The organism is Azonexus sp., from assembly GCF_030824335.1.
GTDB lineage: Bacteria > Pseudomonadota > Gammaproteobacteria > Burkholderiales > Rhodocyclaceae > Azonexus.
This window is the reverse complement of the sequence record NZ_JAVBXX010000003.1, coordinates 74,948-93,467: the sequence shown is the minus strand read 5'-3', so window position 1 is coordinate 93,467 and position 18,520 is coordinate 74,948. Positions and strand designations below refer to the sequence as shown.

9 protein-coding genes are annotated in these 18,520 nt (G+C 56.0%); 5 read left to right on the top strand and 4 right to left on the bottom strand.

All coding sequences use genetic code 11. The annotated features are described in order from the left end of the window. Window positions 1-52 precede the first annotated feature (52 nt). Entirely contained in the window at window positions 53-8,932 is an 8,880-nt protein-coding gene (locus RCI20_RS00295; protein WP_306602447.1) for a glycoside hydrolase family 94 protein, read from the top strand. Between the two features lie 37 nt (window positions 8,933-8,969). Continuing rightward, window positions 8,970-9,917, top strand: coding sequence for a thioesterase domain-containing protein (locus RCI20_RS00290; RefSeq protein WP_306602445.1), 948 nt, complete (start codon window positions 8,970-8,972; stop codon window positions 9,915-9,917). A gap of 37 nt (window positions 9,918-9,954) precedes the next feature. Here RCI20_RS00290 and RCI20_RS00285 read toward each other — a convergent pair whose 3' ends face one another. From RCI20_RS00285 to RCI20_RS00270, 4 genes are all read right to left on the bottom strand, one after another. Then, window positions 9,955-10,992, bottom strand: coding sequence for a prohibitin family protein (locus tag RCI20_RS00285; protein WP_306602444.1), 1,038 nt, complete (start codon window positions 10,990-10,992; stop codon window positions 9,955-9,957). Window positions 10,993-11,139: 147 nt separating this feature from the next. Beyond that, window positions 11,140-11,352: a hypothetical protein gene (locus RCI20_RS00280; RefSeq protein WP_306602442.1), complete on the bottom strand. Its 213-nt coding sequence runs from the start codon at window positions 11,350-11,352 to the stop codon at window positions 11,140-11,142. Further along, window positions 11,349-11,888, bottom strand: a complete 540-nt coding sequence (locus RCI20_RS00275) for a hypothetical protein (RefSeq protein WP_306602441.1) — start codon at window positions 11,886-11,888, stop codon at window positions 11,349-11,351. The genes RCI20_RS00280 and RCI20_RS00275 overlap by 4 nt, the downstream gene beginning before the upstream one ends. Before the next feature lie 172 nt (window positions 11,889-12,060). Then, a complete protein-coding gene (locus RCI20_RS00270) occupies window positions 12,061-12,801 on the bottom strand; it encodes a 4'-phosphopantetheinyl transferase superfamily protein (protein ID WP_306602439.1) in 741 nt (246 codons plus the stop codon). A gap of 141 nt (window positions 12,802-12,942) precedes the next feature. Between RCI20_RS00270 and RCI20_RS00265 the strand changes: the two genes are divergently transcribed. The 3 genes from RCI20_RS00265 to fabD are packed head-to-tail and all read left to right on the top strand — an operon-like array spanning window position 12,943 to window position 18,517. Next, entirely contained in the window at window positions 12,943-14,562 is a 1,620-nt protein-coding gene (locus RCI20_RS00265) for a cyclic peptide export ABC transporter (protein WP_306602437.1), read from the top strand. Next, window positions 14,559-16,214: a cyclic peptide export ABC transporter gene (locus RCI20_RS00260; RefSeq protein WP_306602436.1), complete on the top strand. Its 1,656-nt coding sequence runs from the start codon at window positions 14,559-14,561 to the stop codon at window positions 16,212-16,214. The genes RCI20_RS00265 and RCI20_RS00260 overlap by 4 nt, the downstream gene beginning before the upstream one ends. Next, window positions 16,211-18,517 (top strand): ACP S-malonyltransferase, encoded by a 2,307-nt coding sequence (fabD, locus tag RCI20_RS00255; RefSeq protein WP_306602435.1) that lies wholly within the window; start codon window positions 16,211-16,213, stop codon window positions 18,515-18,517. The genes RCI20_RS00260 and fabD overlap by 4 nt, the downstream gene beginning before the upstream one ends. Window positions 18,518-18,520 lie beyond the last annotated feature (3 nt).

Here is an 18,520-nt window from a genome sequence, read left to right as displayed (position 1 = left end):
TCTCACGATGCGCCATGCGCCGTGAGATTTTTTTATGGGAAGGCGATTCGATTTGAAATCGAGCCAGTCGTTTGTTGAGCACTTTCGCCTGTTGGGCAGAGGCTTCGGGGATAGCGATTGGTCAGCCGCCCAGTCGGGCGAAGAGGCGCCGCTACGCGCCGCTTTGTATAGTGCCGACCAGATGGCGCAGCACGGCAAGGCGCTGGCGATGGCGCACCGACTTGCCGCCGGGAAGGTCGAGGACCGCCTGCTGGCCCGTCTGGCAGCCAATGAAAATACGCTGGTCGATGTTTGTCGTCACCTGACCTTTTTTGCCACGGAAAAGCGCCGCATCACGCCGGCCGGGGAATGGCTGCTCGATAATTTTTACCTGATTGAAGAGCAGATACGCACTGCCCGACGACATTTGCCCAAAGGCTACAGCCGCCAATTGCCGCGCCTGGCAAGTGGACCGTCAGCCGGGCATCCGCGGGTGTACGACATTGCGCTGGAAACCGTTGCACATGGCGATGGGCGGGTTGATCCGGAAACTTTGAGCCGCTTCGTGGCAGCCTATCAAACCGTGACCGATTTGCGCCTCGGTGAATTGTGGGCGATCCCGATCATGCTGCGTCTGGCCGTGATCGAAAACTTGCGCCGGGTTGGTGTGCGTATTGCCGCCGGTTGGGCGGCGCGCAACCTGGCTGAAATGTGGGCGGATCGCATGATCGAGGCGACCGAGCATGATCCGAAAAGCCTGATCCTGAGTATCGCCGACATGGCGCGTTCGCAGCCGCCGATGGTCAGCGCTTTCGTGGCTGAACTGGCCCGCCGCCTGCAGGGGCGTGGCCCGGCCCTGGCTCTGCCGCTTACCTGGGTTGAACAGCATCTGGCCGAATCCGGCTTGACCATTGCCCGGATGGTGCAGGCGGAAAACCACTTGCAAGCGGCCGATCAGGTGTCGATCAGCAACAGCATCGGCAGCCTGCGGGTCATCGGGGCGATGGATTGGCAAACGTTCGTCGAGACCCAGAGCATTGTCGAGCAGACTTTGCTCGGCGACCCCGGCGGCGTCTATGGTGCGATGGATTTCGCAACGCGCGACCGCTATCGCCATGCGACCGAAGCGATTGCCCAGCAGACCGATTTATCCGAAGGAGTGCTTGCTGCCCGGGCGCTTGACTTGGCTCGCCGGGCGGCTCGGAACGGGGCGGCTGGGCCAGCCAGCCATGTCGGCTATTACCTGATCGGCCTCGGGCTGGCGCAACTTGAAAGCGCGGCCGATGTTCGCCATAGCTTGCCCGAGCGAGCCCGTCGGGCGGCGCGGCGTGTACCGCTGAGCCTTTATCTGGGCGGTGTTTGCTTGTTTACCGGCTTGTTGTCGAGTGGTTTGGTCATCCGTGTCATGCCGCTTGGTTTGCCGCTGTGGGCGATGATTGGGCTCGGATTGGTTGCGCTGCTGGCGAGCAGCCAACTGGCCGTGTCGCTGGTGAACTGGCTGGCCAGCCAGTTGGTCGTGCCGCATCCCTTGCCGAAAATGGATTTTTCCCAAGGTATTCCAGCGGCCTCGCGAACCTTGGTGGTGGTGCCGACCATGCTGACCAGCGTGGCTGGCGTCGAGAGTTTGATCGAGGCATTGGAAGTCAGGTTTCTGGCCAACCGCGACCCTTGTCTGCACTTCGCGCTGTTGACCGATTTTCTCGATGCCGATCAGGAAACGCTGCCGGATGATGCCGCCCTGATGCAGTTGGCCGCGGCAAAGATCGATGAACTGAATTTGAAATATGGTCAAAAAATCGGGTTGACCCCAGGGCCAGCCTTTGACTCTGTGGTCCCAGGGCCAGCCTTTGACTCTGTGGTCCTAGGGCCAGCCCTTGCTCCCATCGGCGCAGAAGACGTGTTTTTCCTGTTCCATCGGCCGCGTCGCTGGAATCCGCAGGAGGGCGCCTGGATGGGGTATGAACGCAAACGCGGCAAACTGGCCGATCTGAACGCTTTGTTGATGAACGGCACACCCGACGCCTTTGCGCTGATTGTCGGCGATACCTCGGCGCTGGCCGGTACACGTTATGTCATCACTTTGGACACCGATACCCAGTTGCCGCGCGATACTGCGCGGCAGTTTGTCGGGACCATGGCGCATCCGCTGAACCGGCCATGCTTTGATGAGAGGCAGCAACGGGTCGTCAGCGGTTACGGCATCCTGCAACCGCGTATCGCGGTCAGTCTGCCCGGTACCCACCGTTCGCTGCTGGCACGGCTCTACGGTGGCGAGCCTGGTATCGACCCCTACACCCGCGCCGTGTCGGATGTTTATCAGGATGTCTTTGGCGAAGGCTCGTTTATCGGCAAGGGTATCTACGATATCTCTGCCTTCGAGCGAGCGCTGGGCCGCTGTTTTCCGGAAAACCGTATCCTCAGCCATGATCTTCTTGAAGGTTGCTACGCCCGCTCCGGTTTGCTCAGCGACGTGCAGTTGTACGAAGATTCGCCGGCCAGTTACCGGGCCGATGTCATTCGCCGCCAGCGCTGGCTGCGCGGTGACTGGCAGTTGGTCGGCTGGCTGTTCCGCAAGGTGCCGGGTGCCGGCATGTGCCGGCATGCCAATCCGCTGTCGGTGTTGGCGCAGTGGAAACTGATCGACAACCTGCGGCGAAGTCTCGTGCCGGCGGCACTGTGCGGGCTGTTCATTCTCGGTTGGACGGTGCTGGCGTCCGTTGCCTGGTGGACCGTTTCCATCCTCGGTATCCTCGTCGTGCCACCGCTGTTTTCCGCCGTGCTCGATGCTTGCCGCAAGCCCGACGAAATCCTGTTGCGCCTGCATCTGGCTGCTGTGGTCAACTCGGCCTGGCGCCATTTTCGGCAGCTTGGCTTCGAGTTGGCCTGTCTGCCCTACGAAGCCTGTTTCAGCCTCGATGCTATCGCCCGAACCAGTTGGCGCTTGCTGGTTTCGCAGCGTCGTCTGCTCGAATGGAATCCGTCGAGCGAGGTTGAGCGCCAGTTGGCTGGGCGCCACCAAGGTGAATTGCTTGCCTGTCTGCGCACGATGTGGATCGGGCCGTTGCTCGCTGGCGGCTTGAGTAGCTGGCTGCTTGTCGCGAATCCGGCAGGGTTGCTGATCGCCGGGCCGCTCTTGCTGCTCTGGTTCGCCTCACCATTCATCGCCTGGTGGCTTAGCCGTCCCTTGCTTGCCGGGAAAGCCCAGCTAAGCGCCGAGCAGGGGTTTTTTCTGCGCCGGATTGCCCGCCGTACTTGGGGCTTTTTCGATAATTTCGTCGGTCCGGAGGACAACTGGCTGGCACCGGACAATTATCAGGAATACCGGGTTGCCGCCGTCGCCCACCGCACCTCGCCAACCAATATGGGCCTGGCCCTGCTGGCCAACCTGAGTGCCTGGGATTTCGGCTATATCCCGACCGGCCAATTGCTTGAAAGGACCGCCAATACGCTGCGCACGATGGGCGGGCTGGCACGCTATCGCGGCCATTTTTACAACTGGTACGACACGCAGACTCTGCAGCCATTGCCCTTGCTGTACGTGTCCACGGTCGACAGCGGCAATCTGGCCGGTCATCTGTTGACCCTGCGCGGCGGCTTGCTGGCGCTGGCTGATGCACCGATCTTGCAGCCAAAATTGCTGGCCGGACTCAACGACACGCTCGGCCTGCTGGCAGAGCACGCCGATGATGTGCTGACCGACTCGCTGAGCGCACTGCACCAGATGCTTGGTGTGGCGATGCTCAATCCGCCATCGACTTTTTCGGCGATGCGTCGCCTGTTGCAGCAACTGGATGAGGGGGCCGGCGAATTGCTGAGCGAGCTTGAGTTGAACCAATCGCCAGTCGATGAGCGCGTGCCCGAAAACGAGGCCGTGGTATGGGCGCAGGCGCTGTTGCGCCAAGTGGCCGAATCGCGGGCCGAACTGGAACATCTGGCGCCTTGGTTGAGTCTGCCGCCAGCGCCGGCCGGGCTGGAAGTATTTGCCCGGCTTGCCAACGAGGCTGCCTTGCCGACCCTGCGTGGCTTGGCCAGGCTGGCGAGTGAACGCTGTCCGGAGATCAAGGCCTACGAGGTGACGGACTTGAACGCCTCACAACGCAATTGGTTGGCCGAGCTGTCGCACCAGATTGTGCTGGCCGGCAATCTCGCAACCCAGAGAATCGTCCGGATCGACACGCTGGCTGCTCAGGCTGGCGAGCTGGCCCAGATGGATTACGACTTCCTGTTCGACAAAACGCGCCATCTTTTGGCTATTGGCTATAACGTTGCTGAACGTCGGCTCGATAGCAGCTTCTACGACTTGCTGGCTTCCGAAGCACGGCTGTGCAATTTTGTCGCCATTGCCCAGGGGCAACTGCCACAGGAAAGCTGGTTCTCACTCGGTCGTCTGCTCACCGCTACCGGTGGCGAACCGGCTTTGCTGTCTTGGAGCGGCTCGATGTTCGAGTATCTGATGCCGATGTTAGTCATGCCCAATTACGAAAATACCTTGCTCGACCAGACCTGCAAGGCAGCCGTAGCGCGGCAGATCGAGTACGGCAAACAGCGTGGCGTGCCGTGGGGCGTTTCCGAATCCGGCTACAACACGGTCGATCTCCATCTCAATTACCAGTACCGCGCCTTTGGTGTGCCGGGGTTGGGCCTCAAGCGTGGACTGGCCGAAGATCTGGTGATTGCCCCCTATGCCTCGGCGCTGGCCCTGATGGTGGCACCGGAAGCAGCCTGCCTCAACTTGCAGCGTATGGCTGAGGAAGGTTTTGTCGGCCAATATGGCTTCTTCGAGGCCGTTGACTACACGCCGGCCCGCCAGCGACGGGGCCAGTCGCATGCTGTGGTGCGCTCTTTCATGGCACACCATCAGGGGATGAGTCTGCTGGCGCTATCGCACCTGTTGCTGGGGCAGCCGATGCAGCAGCGCTTTGTCTCTGATCGTCTGTTTCAGGCCGTCCTGCTATTGCTTCAGGAACGCATTCCGAAGGCTACAAGCTTGTTTTCGCACACGGCTGAACTGGCCGATGCGCGTTCGGCATCGAGCGCCGACGAAATGCCGATCCGTGTTTTCAACAGCCCGGATACGCCGATGCCGGAAGTCCAGTTGTTGTCGAATGGCCGTTACCACGTGATGCTGACCAATGCCGGTGGCGGCTACAGCCGATGGAAGGACCTGGCCGTCACGCGCTGGCGCGAAGATGGTACCTGCGACAATTGGGGGAGCTTCTGTTACATCCGCGAACTGGCCAGCGGCACCGTTTGGTCTACCGCCTATCAGCCGACACGCAAACGGCCGGCGCATTACGAGGCGATCTTTTCCGAAGGGCGGGCCGAATTCCGTCGCCGTGATTTGCTCGATGGCGGGAAGGGCGAGTTCGAAACCTATACCGACATCGTCGTTTCGCCCGAGGACGATATTGAACTGCGGCGAACCAAAATCACCAACCGCTCACGGCTGCGCCGCGAAATCGAAGTCACCAGCTACGCCGAGGTGGTGATCGCACCGTCAGCAGCGGACGAATTGCACCCGGCGTTCAGCAAGTTGTTCGTGCAAAGCGAAATCCTTGCGGCGGGTAATGCCGTGTTGTGTACCCGACGCCCTCGATCCGTCGGGGAACAAGTGCCCTGGATGTTGCATCTGATGGCGGTGCATGATGCCGTGTCGATCGCTGTTTCCTGCGAAACCGACCGTGCCCGCTTTATCGGCCGGACGCGCAGTACTGCCTCGCCACAGGGCATGGATGAAGCTGGCAAATTGTCTGGCACAGAAGGTTCGGTGCTCGACCCCATCGTCGCCATTCGCCACCGCATCGTGCTTGATCCTGAGCAATCGGTGACCATCGATCGGGTGACCGGTATTGCCGAAACCCGCGCCATGGCGCTCGGGTTGGTCGACAAATACCAGGACCGCCATCTGGCTGACCGGGTTTTTGAAATGAACTGGACGCACAGCCAGGTGGTCCTGCGCCAGCTTAATGCCAGCGAGGCCGATGCCCAGCTTTACGCGCGCCTGGCTGGTTCGCTGATCCATGCCCAGGCTGCATTGCGCGTCGATGCCTCGGTGCTGGTCCGTAATCAGCGCGGTCAGTCCGGCCTGTGGGGCTACGCCATCTCTGGTGACCTGCCCATCGTGTTGTTGCAGATTGGCGATGCGGCCCATATCGATTTGGTCCGCCAACTGGTCCAGGCCCACGCCTACTGGCGCCTGAAAGGGCTGTTTGTCGACCTGGTGATCTGGAACGAGGATCATGCCGGTTACCGTCAGCGGCTGCAGGATCAGATCATGGGGCTGATTGCCTCGGGCATCGAAGCCAGCGTCATCGACCGGCCGGGCGGTATTTTCGTGCGCCTGGCCGAACAGATATCGAATGAGGATCGTATCCTGCTGCAATCGGTGGCTCGGGTTGTGATCACCGACTGCCGTGGTACGCTGGCTGAGCAACTTGATCTGCGCAGCCCGGCCGAACTCCGAGTCCCACGTCTGTTACCGAGCCGGCGTTATCACCCTGAAGTGCCGCCTGAAGCGTCCGTCAACGGTCTCGGTCTACAGTTCTACAACGGCTTGGGCGGCTTTTCGGCCGATGCTCGGGAATACGTCATCAGGCTGGCGTCCGGTCAGACGACACCGGCGCCATGGGTCAATGTGCTGGCCAATCCCAATTTCGGCACGGTGATTTCGGAAAGTGGCAGCGCCTATACCTGGAGTGAAAATGCCCACGAATTTCGCCTGACACCGTGGCCGAACGATCCGGTCAGCGATGTCGGTGGCGAAGCCATTTACCTGCGTGACGAAGAAACCGGCCACGTCTGGTCGCCGACACCGTGGCCAGTACGTGGTGCCATGCCTTACGAGATTCGTCACGGATTTGGCGTCAGTACTTTTGCTACCACGGTCGGCGGCATTGCCTCCGAACTCACGGTCTATGTCGCCAGCGATGCACCAGTCAAATTCTCGACCTTGAAAATCAGTAATTTTTCCGGTCGACCGCAGAAAATCTCGATAACTGGCTATGTCGAGTGGGTGCTGGGTGATTTGCGCGGCAAAACGGCGATGCATGTCAGTAGTGAGGTTGCTGTCGAGAGCGGCGCGCTGCTGGCGAGCAATCCCTACAGTCTCGAATTTTCCGGACGTGTTGCCTTTTTTGACGTTGATGAAGTTAGCCGTACGTTGACCGGCGATCGCAACGAATTCATCGGACGCAATGGCTCACTGCGTGACCCGGCGGCGCTGAAACGGGCACATTTGTCTGGCAAGGTCGGGGCGGGGCTGGACCCCTGCGGTGCGATTCAAATTATGCTGGAACTGGCCGATGGCGAGGCGCGCGATGTTGTTTTTCGTCTGGGGGTCGGGCGCAATCGCGATGATGCTGAACATTTGATCCGGCGCTACCGTGGCCCGCTGGCTGCCCATGCAGCGCTCGAAGCGGTCGAGTCGTACTGGGCCAGGTCGCTCGGTGTCGTGCAGGTCGAGACCCCCGATCCGGCGCTCGATGTGTTGGTCAACGGCTGGCTGCTTTATCAGACGCTGGCTTGCCGGGTCTGGGCGCGCAGCGGTTATTACCAGTCCGGCGGTGCTTTTGGCTTTCGCGACCAGTTGCAGGACATGATGGCATTGGTCCACAGCGAACCGCAATTGGTCCGCGAGCATCTGTTGCGCTGTGCCGGCCGCCAATTTGTCGAAGGCGATGTCCAGCACTGGTGGCACCCACCGGCGGGACGCGGTGTGCGAACGCGCTGTTCGGACGATTACCTGTGGTTGCCGCTGGCTGTCTGCCACTACGTAATAGCAAGCGGCGATACAAGCGTACTCGATGCTGGCAGTAGTTTCCTCGAAGGGCATCCGGTCAACCCGGAAGACAATTCCTACTACGATTTGCCGGTCCAGTCGGGCGAAGTGGCCAGTCTCTATGAGCACTGCGTGCGGGCTATCCGCCACGGACTGCGCTTCGGTGCCCATGGTTTGCCGCTGATCGGCTCGGGCGACTGGAATGACGGCATGAGCCGGGTCGGCATTGCGGGCCGAGGCGAGAGCGTCTGGCTCGGCTTCTTTCTCCATGAGGTGCTCAGGCAGTTCAGTGGCGTGGCAACCAAGCACGGTGATCCGGCATTCGCTGAACTCTGTCTTGGCGAAGCCGCCCGGCTACATCAGAACCTTGAGACGCAAGCTTGGGATGGCGGCTGGTATCGGCGTGCATTTTTTGACGATGGGACACCAATCGGTTCGAGCACCAGTGTCGAATGCCGGATTGACTCCATCGCGCAGAGCTGGGCGGTATTGTCCGGGGTGGCCGATGCCAGGCGTGGAGCAATGGCCATGCAGGCGGTCGATCAACGTCTCGTTCGTCCGCAGGACGGGCTGGTCCAGTTGCTCGACCCACCCTTTGACAAAACGCCGCTTGATCCGGGCTATATTCGTGGCTACGTACCGGGGGTGCGGGAAAATGGTGGGCAATATACCCACGGTGCGATTTGGGCGGCAATGGCCTTTGCCCGGCTTGGTGACAATGAGCGGGCCTGGGCTCTTGCTACGATGATCAATCCGATCAACCACACGCGCTCGGCTGCCGCTGTTTCGACCTACAAGGTCGAGCCTTACGTCATGGCTGCCGACGTTTATGCGTTGGTGCCGCATACCGGTCGTGGCGGCTGGTCGTGGTATTCCGGCTCAGCTGGCTGGATGTACCGTTTGCTGCTTGAGTCTTTGTTGGGCTTGCGGCGAGAGGGGCACAAACTGCACCTGTCGCCCTGTTTGCCGGCGAGTTGGCCAGGATTCAAGATTCATTACCGTTATCAGGCGACGTTATTCCATATTGCCGTACAGCAACTACCGGCCGATCCTGAATTCACTGGCCGCCCAATCGTCATTGTTGTTGATGGTGTTGAGCAGGCAGATCAGGCAATTTCTCTGGTCGACGATCTGGCCGAACATCAGGTCGTGATCCGCCTCCAGACAGGTAATTGATTGCTGATGCACCGAGCTGATCTCTGGCGGGCCGGATTTGTCGCATGAACGCAGGCCGGATCGGTTTAGAATAAAAACCGAATTTTTTGATTCCGGATGGAAATTTGTGTCAAGTCCCAGTCACCTCATATCCATTCAGGCGGGTTCCGAAGGTTCGGGATTTTTCCTGATCCATAGCATCGCAGGGGAATTTACCTGGTCAAAATATCTGGCGCGATGTTTGGGGCCAAGACAAGCGGTGTACGCGTTTGCTGCTCCTGGACTGAATTCGGACGCACCATTTTTTTTCTCTCTTGAGTCAATGGCTTCAGCATATTTGTCGGATATGCGCAAAGTGCAGCCCAGCGGCCCGTACATGCTGGGTGGTTACTCCATGGGCGGTGTAATCGCTTTCGAGATGGCCAGACAACTGGAGGCATGCGGAGAGCAAGTGCGACTGCTGGTCATGATCGATGCCTTCGCTCCCGATCAGGAACATACGAAAAATATTGCAGCATGGAGCAGGAATGGTTTGTTGATGCAGGTCATTGGCAATCAACTGGCCTTGCAATGGAAATCAGATCAGTTAATTGCCCCGGATGTGCTCAAAAATTTACCTTTTACCGAGCACAGCACTTATGTGACCCGGCACTTGCTGGCGTTCTGTGAAATCTCCCATAGCCAAGCGAGTTTGCAAAGCTATTTGCGGCGCTGTCAAATCATGATGCGCGTTCATGCTCAGTTGCTTGCCGACTACAAACCAATGCCTCTCGTGCAAAATCCGCCCTGCGTATTGTTTCGGAACACGCTGGGTTTGATCGGAAATCCGAGTCGCTTGAATCTTCCCATCTTGCCGGATAGCGAACGCGATCCACCGCATCGCTGGGATGGTTTGCTGCAATCGTCACCGATGGCAATTGATGTTCCGGAAGAGCATTTCATGCTCGGCAACGAAGCCTCAATGGACTTTATCTGCCAGGCACTGAAAGAGTTTGTTACTGGCTGAGCTTGCTCAGCCAGTTGTCTCGCCAGAGTCTGCAGGGCTAACGTGATGTCTCTGGCTTTGTAGGGGCAGAAGATTTTTTCTCTTGCTCAATTCGCTTTTGAGTTGTGGCATTGAATCCCGACAGGTTGTCTTGCAGGCTCTGACTCTCGGTATTCATAATCAAGGGCAAGCCATTTTTTGCATTGCCAATGACCACAACTTTGGCATTCGGTGATTTGGCGAGCTCGAGTGTGGCTTCAATGCCACGCCAGCGCAGGTAAGAGTCACTCATTCCGCTGCTGACAATTTCCTGGAAGTGACGAATACCGGCTGCTTCGGCCCGTTTTCTGTCGGCCTCCTTGTTTTCCTTTTGAATGCGGAATGTGTACTCCTCCATCTCATGGAAGGCGGCATTCTTCCGCACGATTGCATCCTGAACGCCAGTCGGGAGCGTCATCCCTTTGATCAGGACGTCTTCGAATCGGATATAGTTTTCTCTGTCGTCAATGTTCGGTTTGAATTGATCGCCCAAAAAAAGTCTGACCGATTCGAGAATCTTGTTCTGAATGATCAGCCGGCGCTCAGTGTAAATTTCTTCTGGTTGGTACATCGAGATGATGTCGCGTGCCCGAGCACCAACAGTCGGGGTGATCAAGGACTCGGAATAATCCGGCCCGATGGCCTTGTGTAGTTCAGCGACGGTTTTGGGGTTGAGGTGGTAGCGCCAAACCAGTTGCAGCGTAATTTCCAGACCGTCCGAGGACAGTACCTTAACTTCCCGCTCAATTTTTTGCAGTCTTACATCGTAGACATGAAACAAATCCCAAGGCCATGTCAGCCTGAAGCCTTCTGGATAAACGGTTTCGGTCACTGTACCGCCACTGAAACGTTTCCATAGCACCCCTACGTGTCCGGCAGGTACGGTGTGATAAATGTTGTGAAAAAGAAAAACCAGAAGGAATGCAAAAAGCAGGAAAAAAACGCTCAACTCAAAACGGTTCGCCTGCAACCATGCCTGCGTGTGCCGTTTGGTTTTATGGAGAAAATGGGTGAAACGGGCAATGGGTGAAACCTGAGTCTGGATCATTTCATCCATTTCGGTTTGCCTCCAGTAGTGCTGGCATAGACCCAGAAATCATATGGCGATGCTGTCCTTCCAGATGATTTCGCTGGATAGTAAAAGTCGCCCCTGTGAGCATCGTTTCCAGGAAAAACACCGTCAACTCATTGTCCGATCGTTGCATCAGTCGTCAAACTTTATGGTTGGATTCTTGACCTTTACCTGGCTGCGCGCGTCTTCTTCCGGGTCAAGTGTCGTGAAAATCAGCAGGTAAAACATCATTGCAAACGGCGTAAGCATGACGCAAAACAAAAAGCCCCGGAAAAATCCGAGTTTTGTTTTGCGGCCAAGCAAGGCCACCATGACGCAGAGTGATAAGTAAATGACCAGAGTCATGGTTTTTCCCCTGAATGTTTTGTTCGTGATTGCAACGGGATGGCACCGAAGTTAATTGCTTGAATATCGTCCGAGCAATCTTCGCCAGTTGTGTAAACACATCGAACGACATTTAATTCTCCGGTCAACCCGGAACATTTCGAAGTTTCAAGCTGGTTGAAAAAATGCGACTCGATCCGTTTTACCTTGATGTTGGTAAAGCGCGAAACACTGGAGCCCGCAGATGAGCCGGCTGCCGAACGATAGGTGATGCCGACGATCAGTTCTTCGATTACTTTATTTGATCCATTTGCCGCCCGAACAGATGGTGAACAATAGAGTGGGCTACGCTCGCCACCCATGCCAAAGACGTAGGCTACAGGGACTGAAACAAAAATAGGGCCTTTGTCTCGCTGCCTGATCAACTCTTTGCTGTATTTGTCGATGACCGATTTGTGCGAATCGACTTGTGCGAAAGCATTGCTGACCAACATCAGGCAAGTCGAAATCGACATCCGTAACAGGAGATTCATGGTGCACAAGAGATTGATTTTCATCGAGTTGTACAATTTTTCCTAAGAATCAGCCCTTGATTCGGTTGGTCGACTGAGGTGGCGCGAGTGATCAGGCACGCAATGAAATTTTCATTATTATACACAGCCTGATGACAACGGATCTCAGGACGCAAGTCCTTGAGTTATCTGGGATGTCTGCCTTGCTTGCGTTTGCTCAAGCAGCATTTCCGGGAGTTCGAACAGGCTGTGTGTCAAATGCTAAATCGATTGTTTCGAGGGGGCTTCCTCTGATTGCCAGTGCTGCGCAATAGCCTGGTACGACATTGCGTTGTGCCAGATGCCAGTGATGTATTGTCCCAGGGGGAAAATCCATTTCCAGGAATTGTGTCTGTGCTTCATGCGTAAAGTCGACACGAAGTCCTTTCAGGTCAATTGTCAGGCCACAACCCAAAGCCTTGGCCATTGCTTCCTTGCCTGTCCATGCGCGGTAGAAAGCAGGCATTTGTTCTGCTACTGGCAACTCCTGCCATACCCGCAGGTCTTCCGGGCAAAAAATCATGCTGGCCATTCCCAGAAGGTCTTTCATCTTGCGCTGCTGCTCAATATCGACACCCACCTCGCCTTGTCTGGTGATGGCGATCAGTCCCCGCTGGCCGGAGTGAGTTACGTTGAAGTACAGGGAAGCAAATGATACGGGAAGGGATGGTTTGCCGAATTGATTGGCCTGGAGCGGTATTTTTTCCGGAGTTGTGTTCAGGTAAGCGCCTAAAAGCGAGCGTAGGGCGTGACGAGTCATGACAAATTGTTGTCGGGCCTCCGGGCGAAGAAATTTTGCTGCGCGGGTTTTTTCCTCGTCCGACAAGCATTCCGTTGGCAAGGAGTGCGCCATATCCGGTGTGCACAAGGAAATGTGCCAGAGATGGCATTCATGTTGATGCAATTGGGGTACGCGCATTTGAAGTTCTTGCTGAGTCTGTGGCCAAGTCATTTATACTTTTGCATAAAATTTGACTCATGGTGAGGATGTAAATGATTTCTTCACAGGTGTTTTTATGTTGAGGGCATTCAACTGAAGAACCTTTGGCGTTTGTTTCAGATGGGTAAGCCGGGGGGGAGGATGGGAGCATTCTATGTTACCTGTCTGGCCGGGCTGGCCAATGCGGTTTTGATCGGCTTGGTAAACACCGCAGCGGAACAGACGGCGCTTGCTCAGCCGATTAGTATTCGGTTGCTGGCGTTATATATCCTCGCTTTTGCCATCTACGTTCTGGCTAACCAGACATCGTTGCGTCGCGCGAATGATTTTCTCCAATCGCGCCTGGGCGAGTTGCGCTTGCGTCTTGCCGACAAGATCCGTCATGCTGAATTGCGCACGCTGGAGTCTCTTGGGCGCGGTCGTTTGTATGCTGTCGTCGCTCAGGAAACTAATCATCTTGCGCAAAATGTCCCTTTGTTGGTCGGGGCTGCTCAAAGCTTGTTCCTGTTGGTTTTTTGCCTTTTTTATATTGCCACCTTGTCCCTTGTGTCGTTTTTGGTGGTTTGTGGCGTCGCGCTGCTGGCCATGGCGTTTTTTTACACAAGACGCAAGGCGCTTAACAAAGCCATGATTTCCGTTCATGCGCAGGAAAGTGAAATGCTGGACTCGTTGTCGCATTTCACGGAAGGGTTTCAGGAAATTCGCCTGAATTCTGATAAAAATGATGCCTTGTTTGCCCGCTATGTGCAGATTGTTGACGATCTGCAGTCCTTGATTGTCGGGATAGGGGGGAAATGGGTGGTTTTGTTGTTGTTCAGCAATGCTTTTCTCTATGGCTTGCTGGGTGTCGTGATTTTTGTCTTGCCGGGATTTTTTGACGGTTATACCGACGTAATTTACAAGATCGCTGCGGTGGGCATTTTTTGTGTTGGTCCAGTTTCCGCAATTACTTCAGCCGCACCACTGTTTACTCGGGCCAGTATTGGGCTTGGGCATGTTTTCAGTCTGGAGCAGACACTGGATCGAGGCAGCGCCGCCCGAGTGTCCGATAGCTTGCCGAGTGAATCCCGCTTCAGCGGCTTTGAGCGTATTGCCTTTGAAAATATCGGGTTTTCCTATCGCGACGAATCGGGTGCAAGTACGTTCAGTATTGGTCCTTGGGATTTGGCCTTGTCGCGTGGCGAAGTGTTGTTTTTGCTGGGCGGTAACGGCAGTGGTAAATCTACTGCCCTCAAGCTGATTTCAGCACTTTATTCGCCGGATGTTGGGTACGTACGCGTTGATGGGGAGGTGCTTACCAAGGATGCCGTGCAGGAGTATCGCGAACTCTTTTCTTGCATATTCCCGGATTTCCACTTGTTCGAGCGTCTCCACGGATTGGAACATGTCGATGTGGCCCAGGTGAGTCAGTTGATTGAGCGGATGGAACTGTCGGACAAGGTGTTTTATGTCGATGGCCGTTTTTCCACTCAGAATCTTTCTTCCGGTCAACGCAAGCGCTTGGCCATGGTCGTCGCCTTACTCGAAGAACGGGAAATTTATATTTTCGATGAGTGGGCTGCCGATCAGGATGCTCATTTCCGCACTGTTTTTTACACGGAAATTCTGGCTGAGCTCAAACAGGCTGGCAAGACGGTCGTCGTGGTCAGTCATGATGATCGTTTCTGGCATCTTGCTGATCGGATCGTGACTCTGGATCTGGGGCAGGTCGTTGTGCCGGATGGGAGTGGATTGCCATGATCCTGTTCGATTTTATCAAACGGGCCAATCCGCCGGATTTGGGGCGGATGCTGTTGCTGACTTCGGTTGCCGGAATCGCCAACGCGCTTCTGGTGGTTATGGTCAATCTGGTGGCCGAACTGGTGGCCGAAGCGGAGCGGCCCGATATTTGGCACTGGCTGGCCTTCGTCATGGCTTTTGTTTTGTATTATTTGTGCGACAACCGCGCCTTACTCCTTGCCAACCGGATTATCGAAGGCTTGTTGCGTGACCTGAGGGTCAATGTGGCGGCCAAACTCAGGCGGACCGAATTGCAAACCCTCGATGATGTCGGGCGAGGGGAGTTGTATGCCATGGTTTCTCAGGAAACCAACCATCTTTCCGTTACATTTCCCTTATTGATCAATAGCTTTCAGCAGGCAATCCTGCTTGCCGTTTCGCTTGTTTATCTGGCTTATCTGTCGGTGCCGGCATTGATTGTCTTTGTTGTGGTCGTCGTGTTGGGGATTGTTGGTTACCTGAACATCAATACGCGTTTTCGCACGACTCTCGCAGAGTTGGGCCGCTGCCAAGGCAAGATGCTGGACTCCATTTCGGACATCATCGATGGTTCGAAGGAGTTAATACTGAATACCCGGCGCAGCGAAGCTGTTTTCGCTGATTATGAAGATCTATCCCGGACCGGGCATCGTTTGATGGTTGGTGCTGGTGAATACTGGGTTTCCATGGTTCTGCTTAGCGTGCTCATGGTGTATTCAATGCTTGGGATTGTCGGGTTTATCTTCCCTCTTTACGTCCCGGCGCATAGCACCATCGTCTTTCAGTTGGTGGCCACCCTGATGTTTTGTATTGTGCCGCTGACGCTGATCGTGGCGCATTCACCGATGTTTGTGCGTGCTGAAGTGGGACTGAGGTCGATTATTTCACTGGAGCAGCAATTGGATGCGGCTCCTGGCGTCGACCCTGCGACCGCTCGGGCGCTCGCGGAACCTTATCGGGATTTTCAACGTATCGGCTACCGAAATCTGGTATTCAACTATCGTGCCAAATCGGGGGATGCAGAATTCAGTTTGGGACCGTTGAATCTTGAAGTAGAACGCGGTGAGTTGATTTTTCTGGTAGGTGGCAATGGCAGTGGCAAATCGACAACTCTGCGTTTGATTACAGGTCTTTATCCCGTGGAGAGTGGTCAGATTGAGATAGACGGGGAGGTTTTGGCGAAAAATGAGGTGCCAGGTTTTCGCGAACTGTTTTCAGCAATTTTTGCCGATTTTCATTTGTTCGACAGACTTTACGGGCAAGAGGGCAGAGATCCGGAGGAGGTCAATCGCCTGATTCGGGAGATGGGCTTGAGTAGCAAGCTGCGTTACGTTGATGGACGTTTTTCCGAACTTCACCTGTCAACCGGGCAACGAAAACGCCTGGCTCTGATCGCTGCACTACTTGAAGATCGTCCGATCTACATATTTGATGAGTGGTCCGCTGAGCAGGATTTTCACTTCCGTCAGCATTTTTATAACCGGATCCTGCCGGATTTGAAAGCAAAGGGTAAAACTGTCATTGCCGTGACCCATGATGACCGTTTCTGGCATGTGGCTGATCGTGTGATCAAGCTGGATCTGGGGGGTGTGGAATGGGAGAAAAAAGGGAAGGAACTGGAGGCGACGCCATGAAAGCTTTTATGTTTCCCGGCCAGGGGGCGCAGCGTATTGGCATGGGTAAGGACTTGTTTGCAGCCTTCCCGGACTTGTTGCGTCAGGCAGAGGGCATCCTTGGTTATTCGGTTGCCGAACTTTGCCTGGCCGGGCCCTTGGAGCGACTTACCCAGACTCAATTTACGCAGCCGGCACTATATGTGGTCAACAGTCTTGCTTACCTGCAGCGTATTCAAAATGCACCTTTACCGGATTTCCTGCTTGGTCATAGCGTTGCCGAGTACGTTGCACTGTTTGCCGCAGGGGTGCTGGATTTTGAAACCGGGCTGCGCCTTGTGCAAAAGCGCGGCGAGTTGATGGGGCAGGCGCATGGCGGCGGCATGGCAGCGGTGCTTGGGCTTGATGAAGAAAAGATTCAAGCGGTATTGGTCAAACACGGGTTGAGCGATGTCCATGCCGCCAATTTCAATACGCCTTTGCAGATTGTACTGTCCGGGCGCCGGGAGGCGGTTGCTCAGACCGAGTCGCTGTTTATGGAAGCCGGGGCGACGTACTTCAAGCTGTTGCAAGTCAGTGGTGCCTTCCATACACCTTTTATGGCGGATGCCCGCGATGCCTTTGGCGAATTCGCCCAGCAAGTGCATTTTGCTGCGCCGACCATTCCGGTTATTTCGAACGTCACGGCGCGCCCACACCTTCCAGGCTTGATCCGGGAGCGCATGATCGAGCAGATCACGGCACCGGTGCGCTGGGCTGAAAGCCTGCGCTACCTTCTGGCCAAGGGTCTGGCAGTCGGTGATTTTGATGAAATTGGTCCGCCGGGGATCAGCGTGGTGAAGCCGATGGTCATGCGTACCCAGACTGAGGCTGGCCCGCTTGATGCCAGCATTTTGGCCGAGGAGGCGTTGACCGATAGCGCCAGCCAACAGCAGATCAATCCGCTTCCGGTCGTGTCGAACGTCACTCCCCTGCATTTTGGTGCGGCTTCTCTTGGTTCTGCTGCATTTCGCGCGACCTTCAATCTCAAATACGCTTACCTCGCCGGTGGCATGTACCAGGGCATTTCTTCGGTGGATATGGTGGTGCGTCTGGCCAAGGCTGGGCTAATGGCTTTCTTTGGCGCAGGGGGGCTGGATATGGAGACGATAGAGAACAGCATCGTCCGTATCCAGCAGGCTATTCCGTCAGGGGCTCCCTATGGTGTCAATTTTATTGCGCACATTCATCGCCCCGAACTTGAGGATCAACTGGTTGACCTGCTGCTTGTTCACGGCGTGAGGACCATTGAGGCTTCTGCTTTTGTCGAGGTGACGCCAGCATTGGTCCGTTATCGTGCGAAGGGGTTGTTACGTCGTCCGGACGGGCGGGTTGAGGTGCGGAATCGAATTGTCGCCAAGGTTTCCCGACCCGATGTGGGGGCGCAGTTCTTTTCTCCTGCACCGCAGCGCCTGATTGACAAGTTGCTGGCCAGTGGCGGGCTGAACGAAGAAGAAGCGTTACTGTTGGCTGACATACCGATGGCCGATGCCCTGTGCATGGAAGCTGACTCGGGTGGGCATACTGACCAGCGCATGCCTTTTACCTTGATTCCGGCGGCCTTGGGTGTGCGTGACGAGATGCTGCGCCGCTATCCAGCGCACCCGCTTTATGTCGGGGCTGCCGGTGGTATTGGAACGCCCGAGGCTGCCGCGGCTGCTTTCGTGATGGGGGCCGATTTCATCATGACTGGTTCGATCAACCAATGTACGGTCGAAGCGGGAACCAGCGATCTGGTCAAGGATTTGTTGCAGGAAATGCAGGTTTACGACACCGATTACGCGCCTTCTGGTCTGCAGTTCGAAATGGGTTCGCGAGTGCAGGTTCTGAAAAAAGGGATCTTTTTCCCGAACCGGGCTAACAAGTTGGCCAGCCTTTACCGACAACACGAGTCGATTGACGAGCTGGATGCCAAGACCCGTCAGCAACTCGAGGAACGATACTTCCAGCGTAGCCTGGACGAGGTTTTTGCCGAGTTGCAAACAAGCTGTCCGGCCGCAGACCTGGAGCGTGCGGCGCGCAGTCCGAAACATCGGATGGCGCTGATTTTCGGGCGTTATTTCAAGGACGCAAGTCGCTGGGCATTGCGTGGCGAAAGCGCGCATAAACTGGATTTTCAGATTCATTGCGGTCCTGCACTTGGTGCATTCAACCAGGCGGTGCAGGGGAGCGAACTGGCGCCTTGGCGCGCTCGACACGTAGATGAACTGGCCAGGCACCTGATGGATAAAACAGCCGCCTTGCTGGTTCAGCGTTTTGCCATGATGCAGATTCCACAAGGCTAAAAA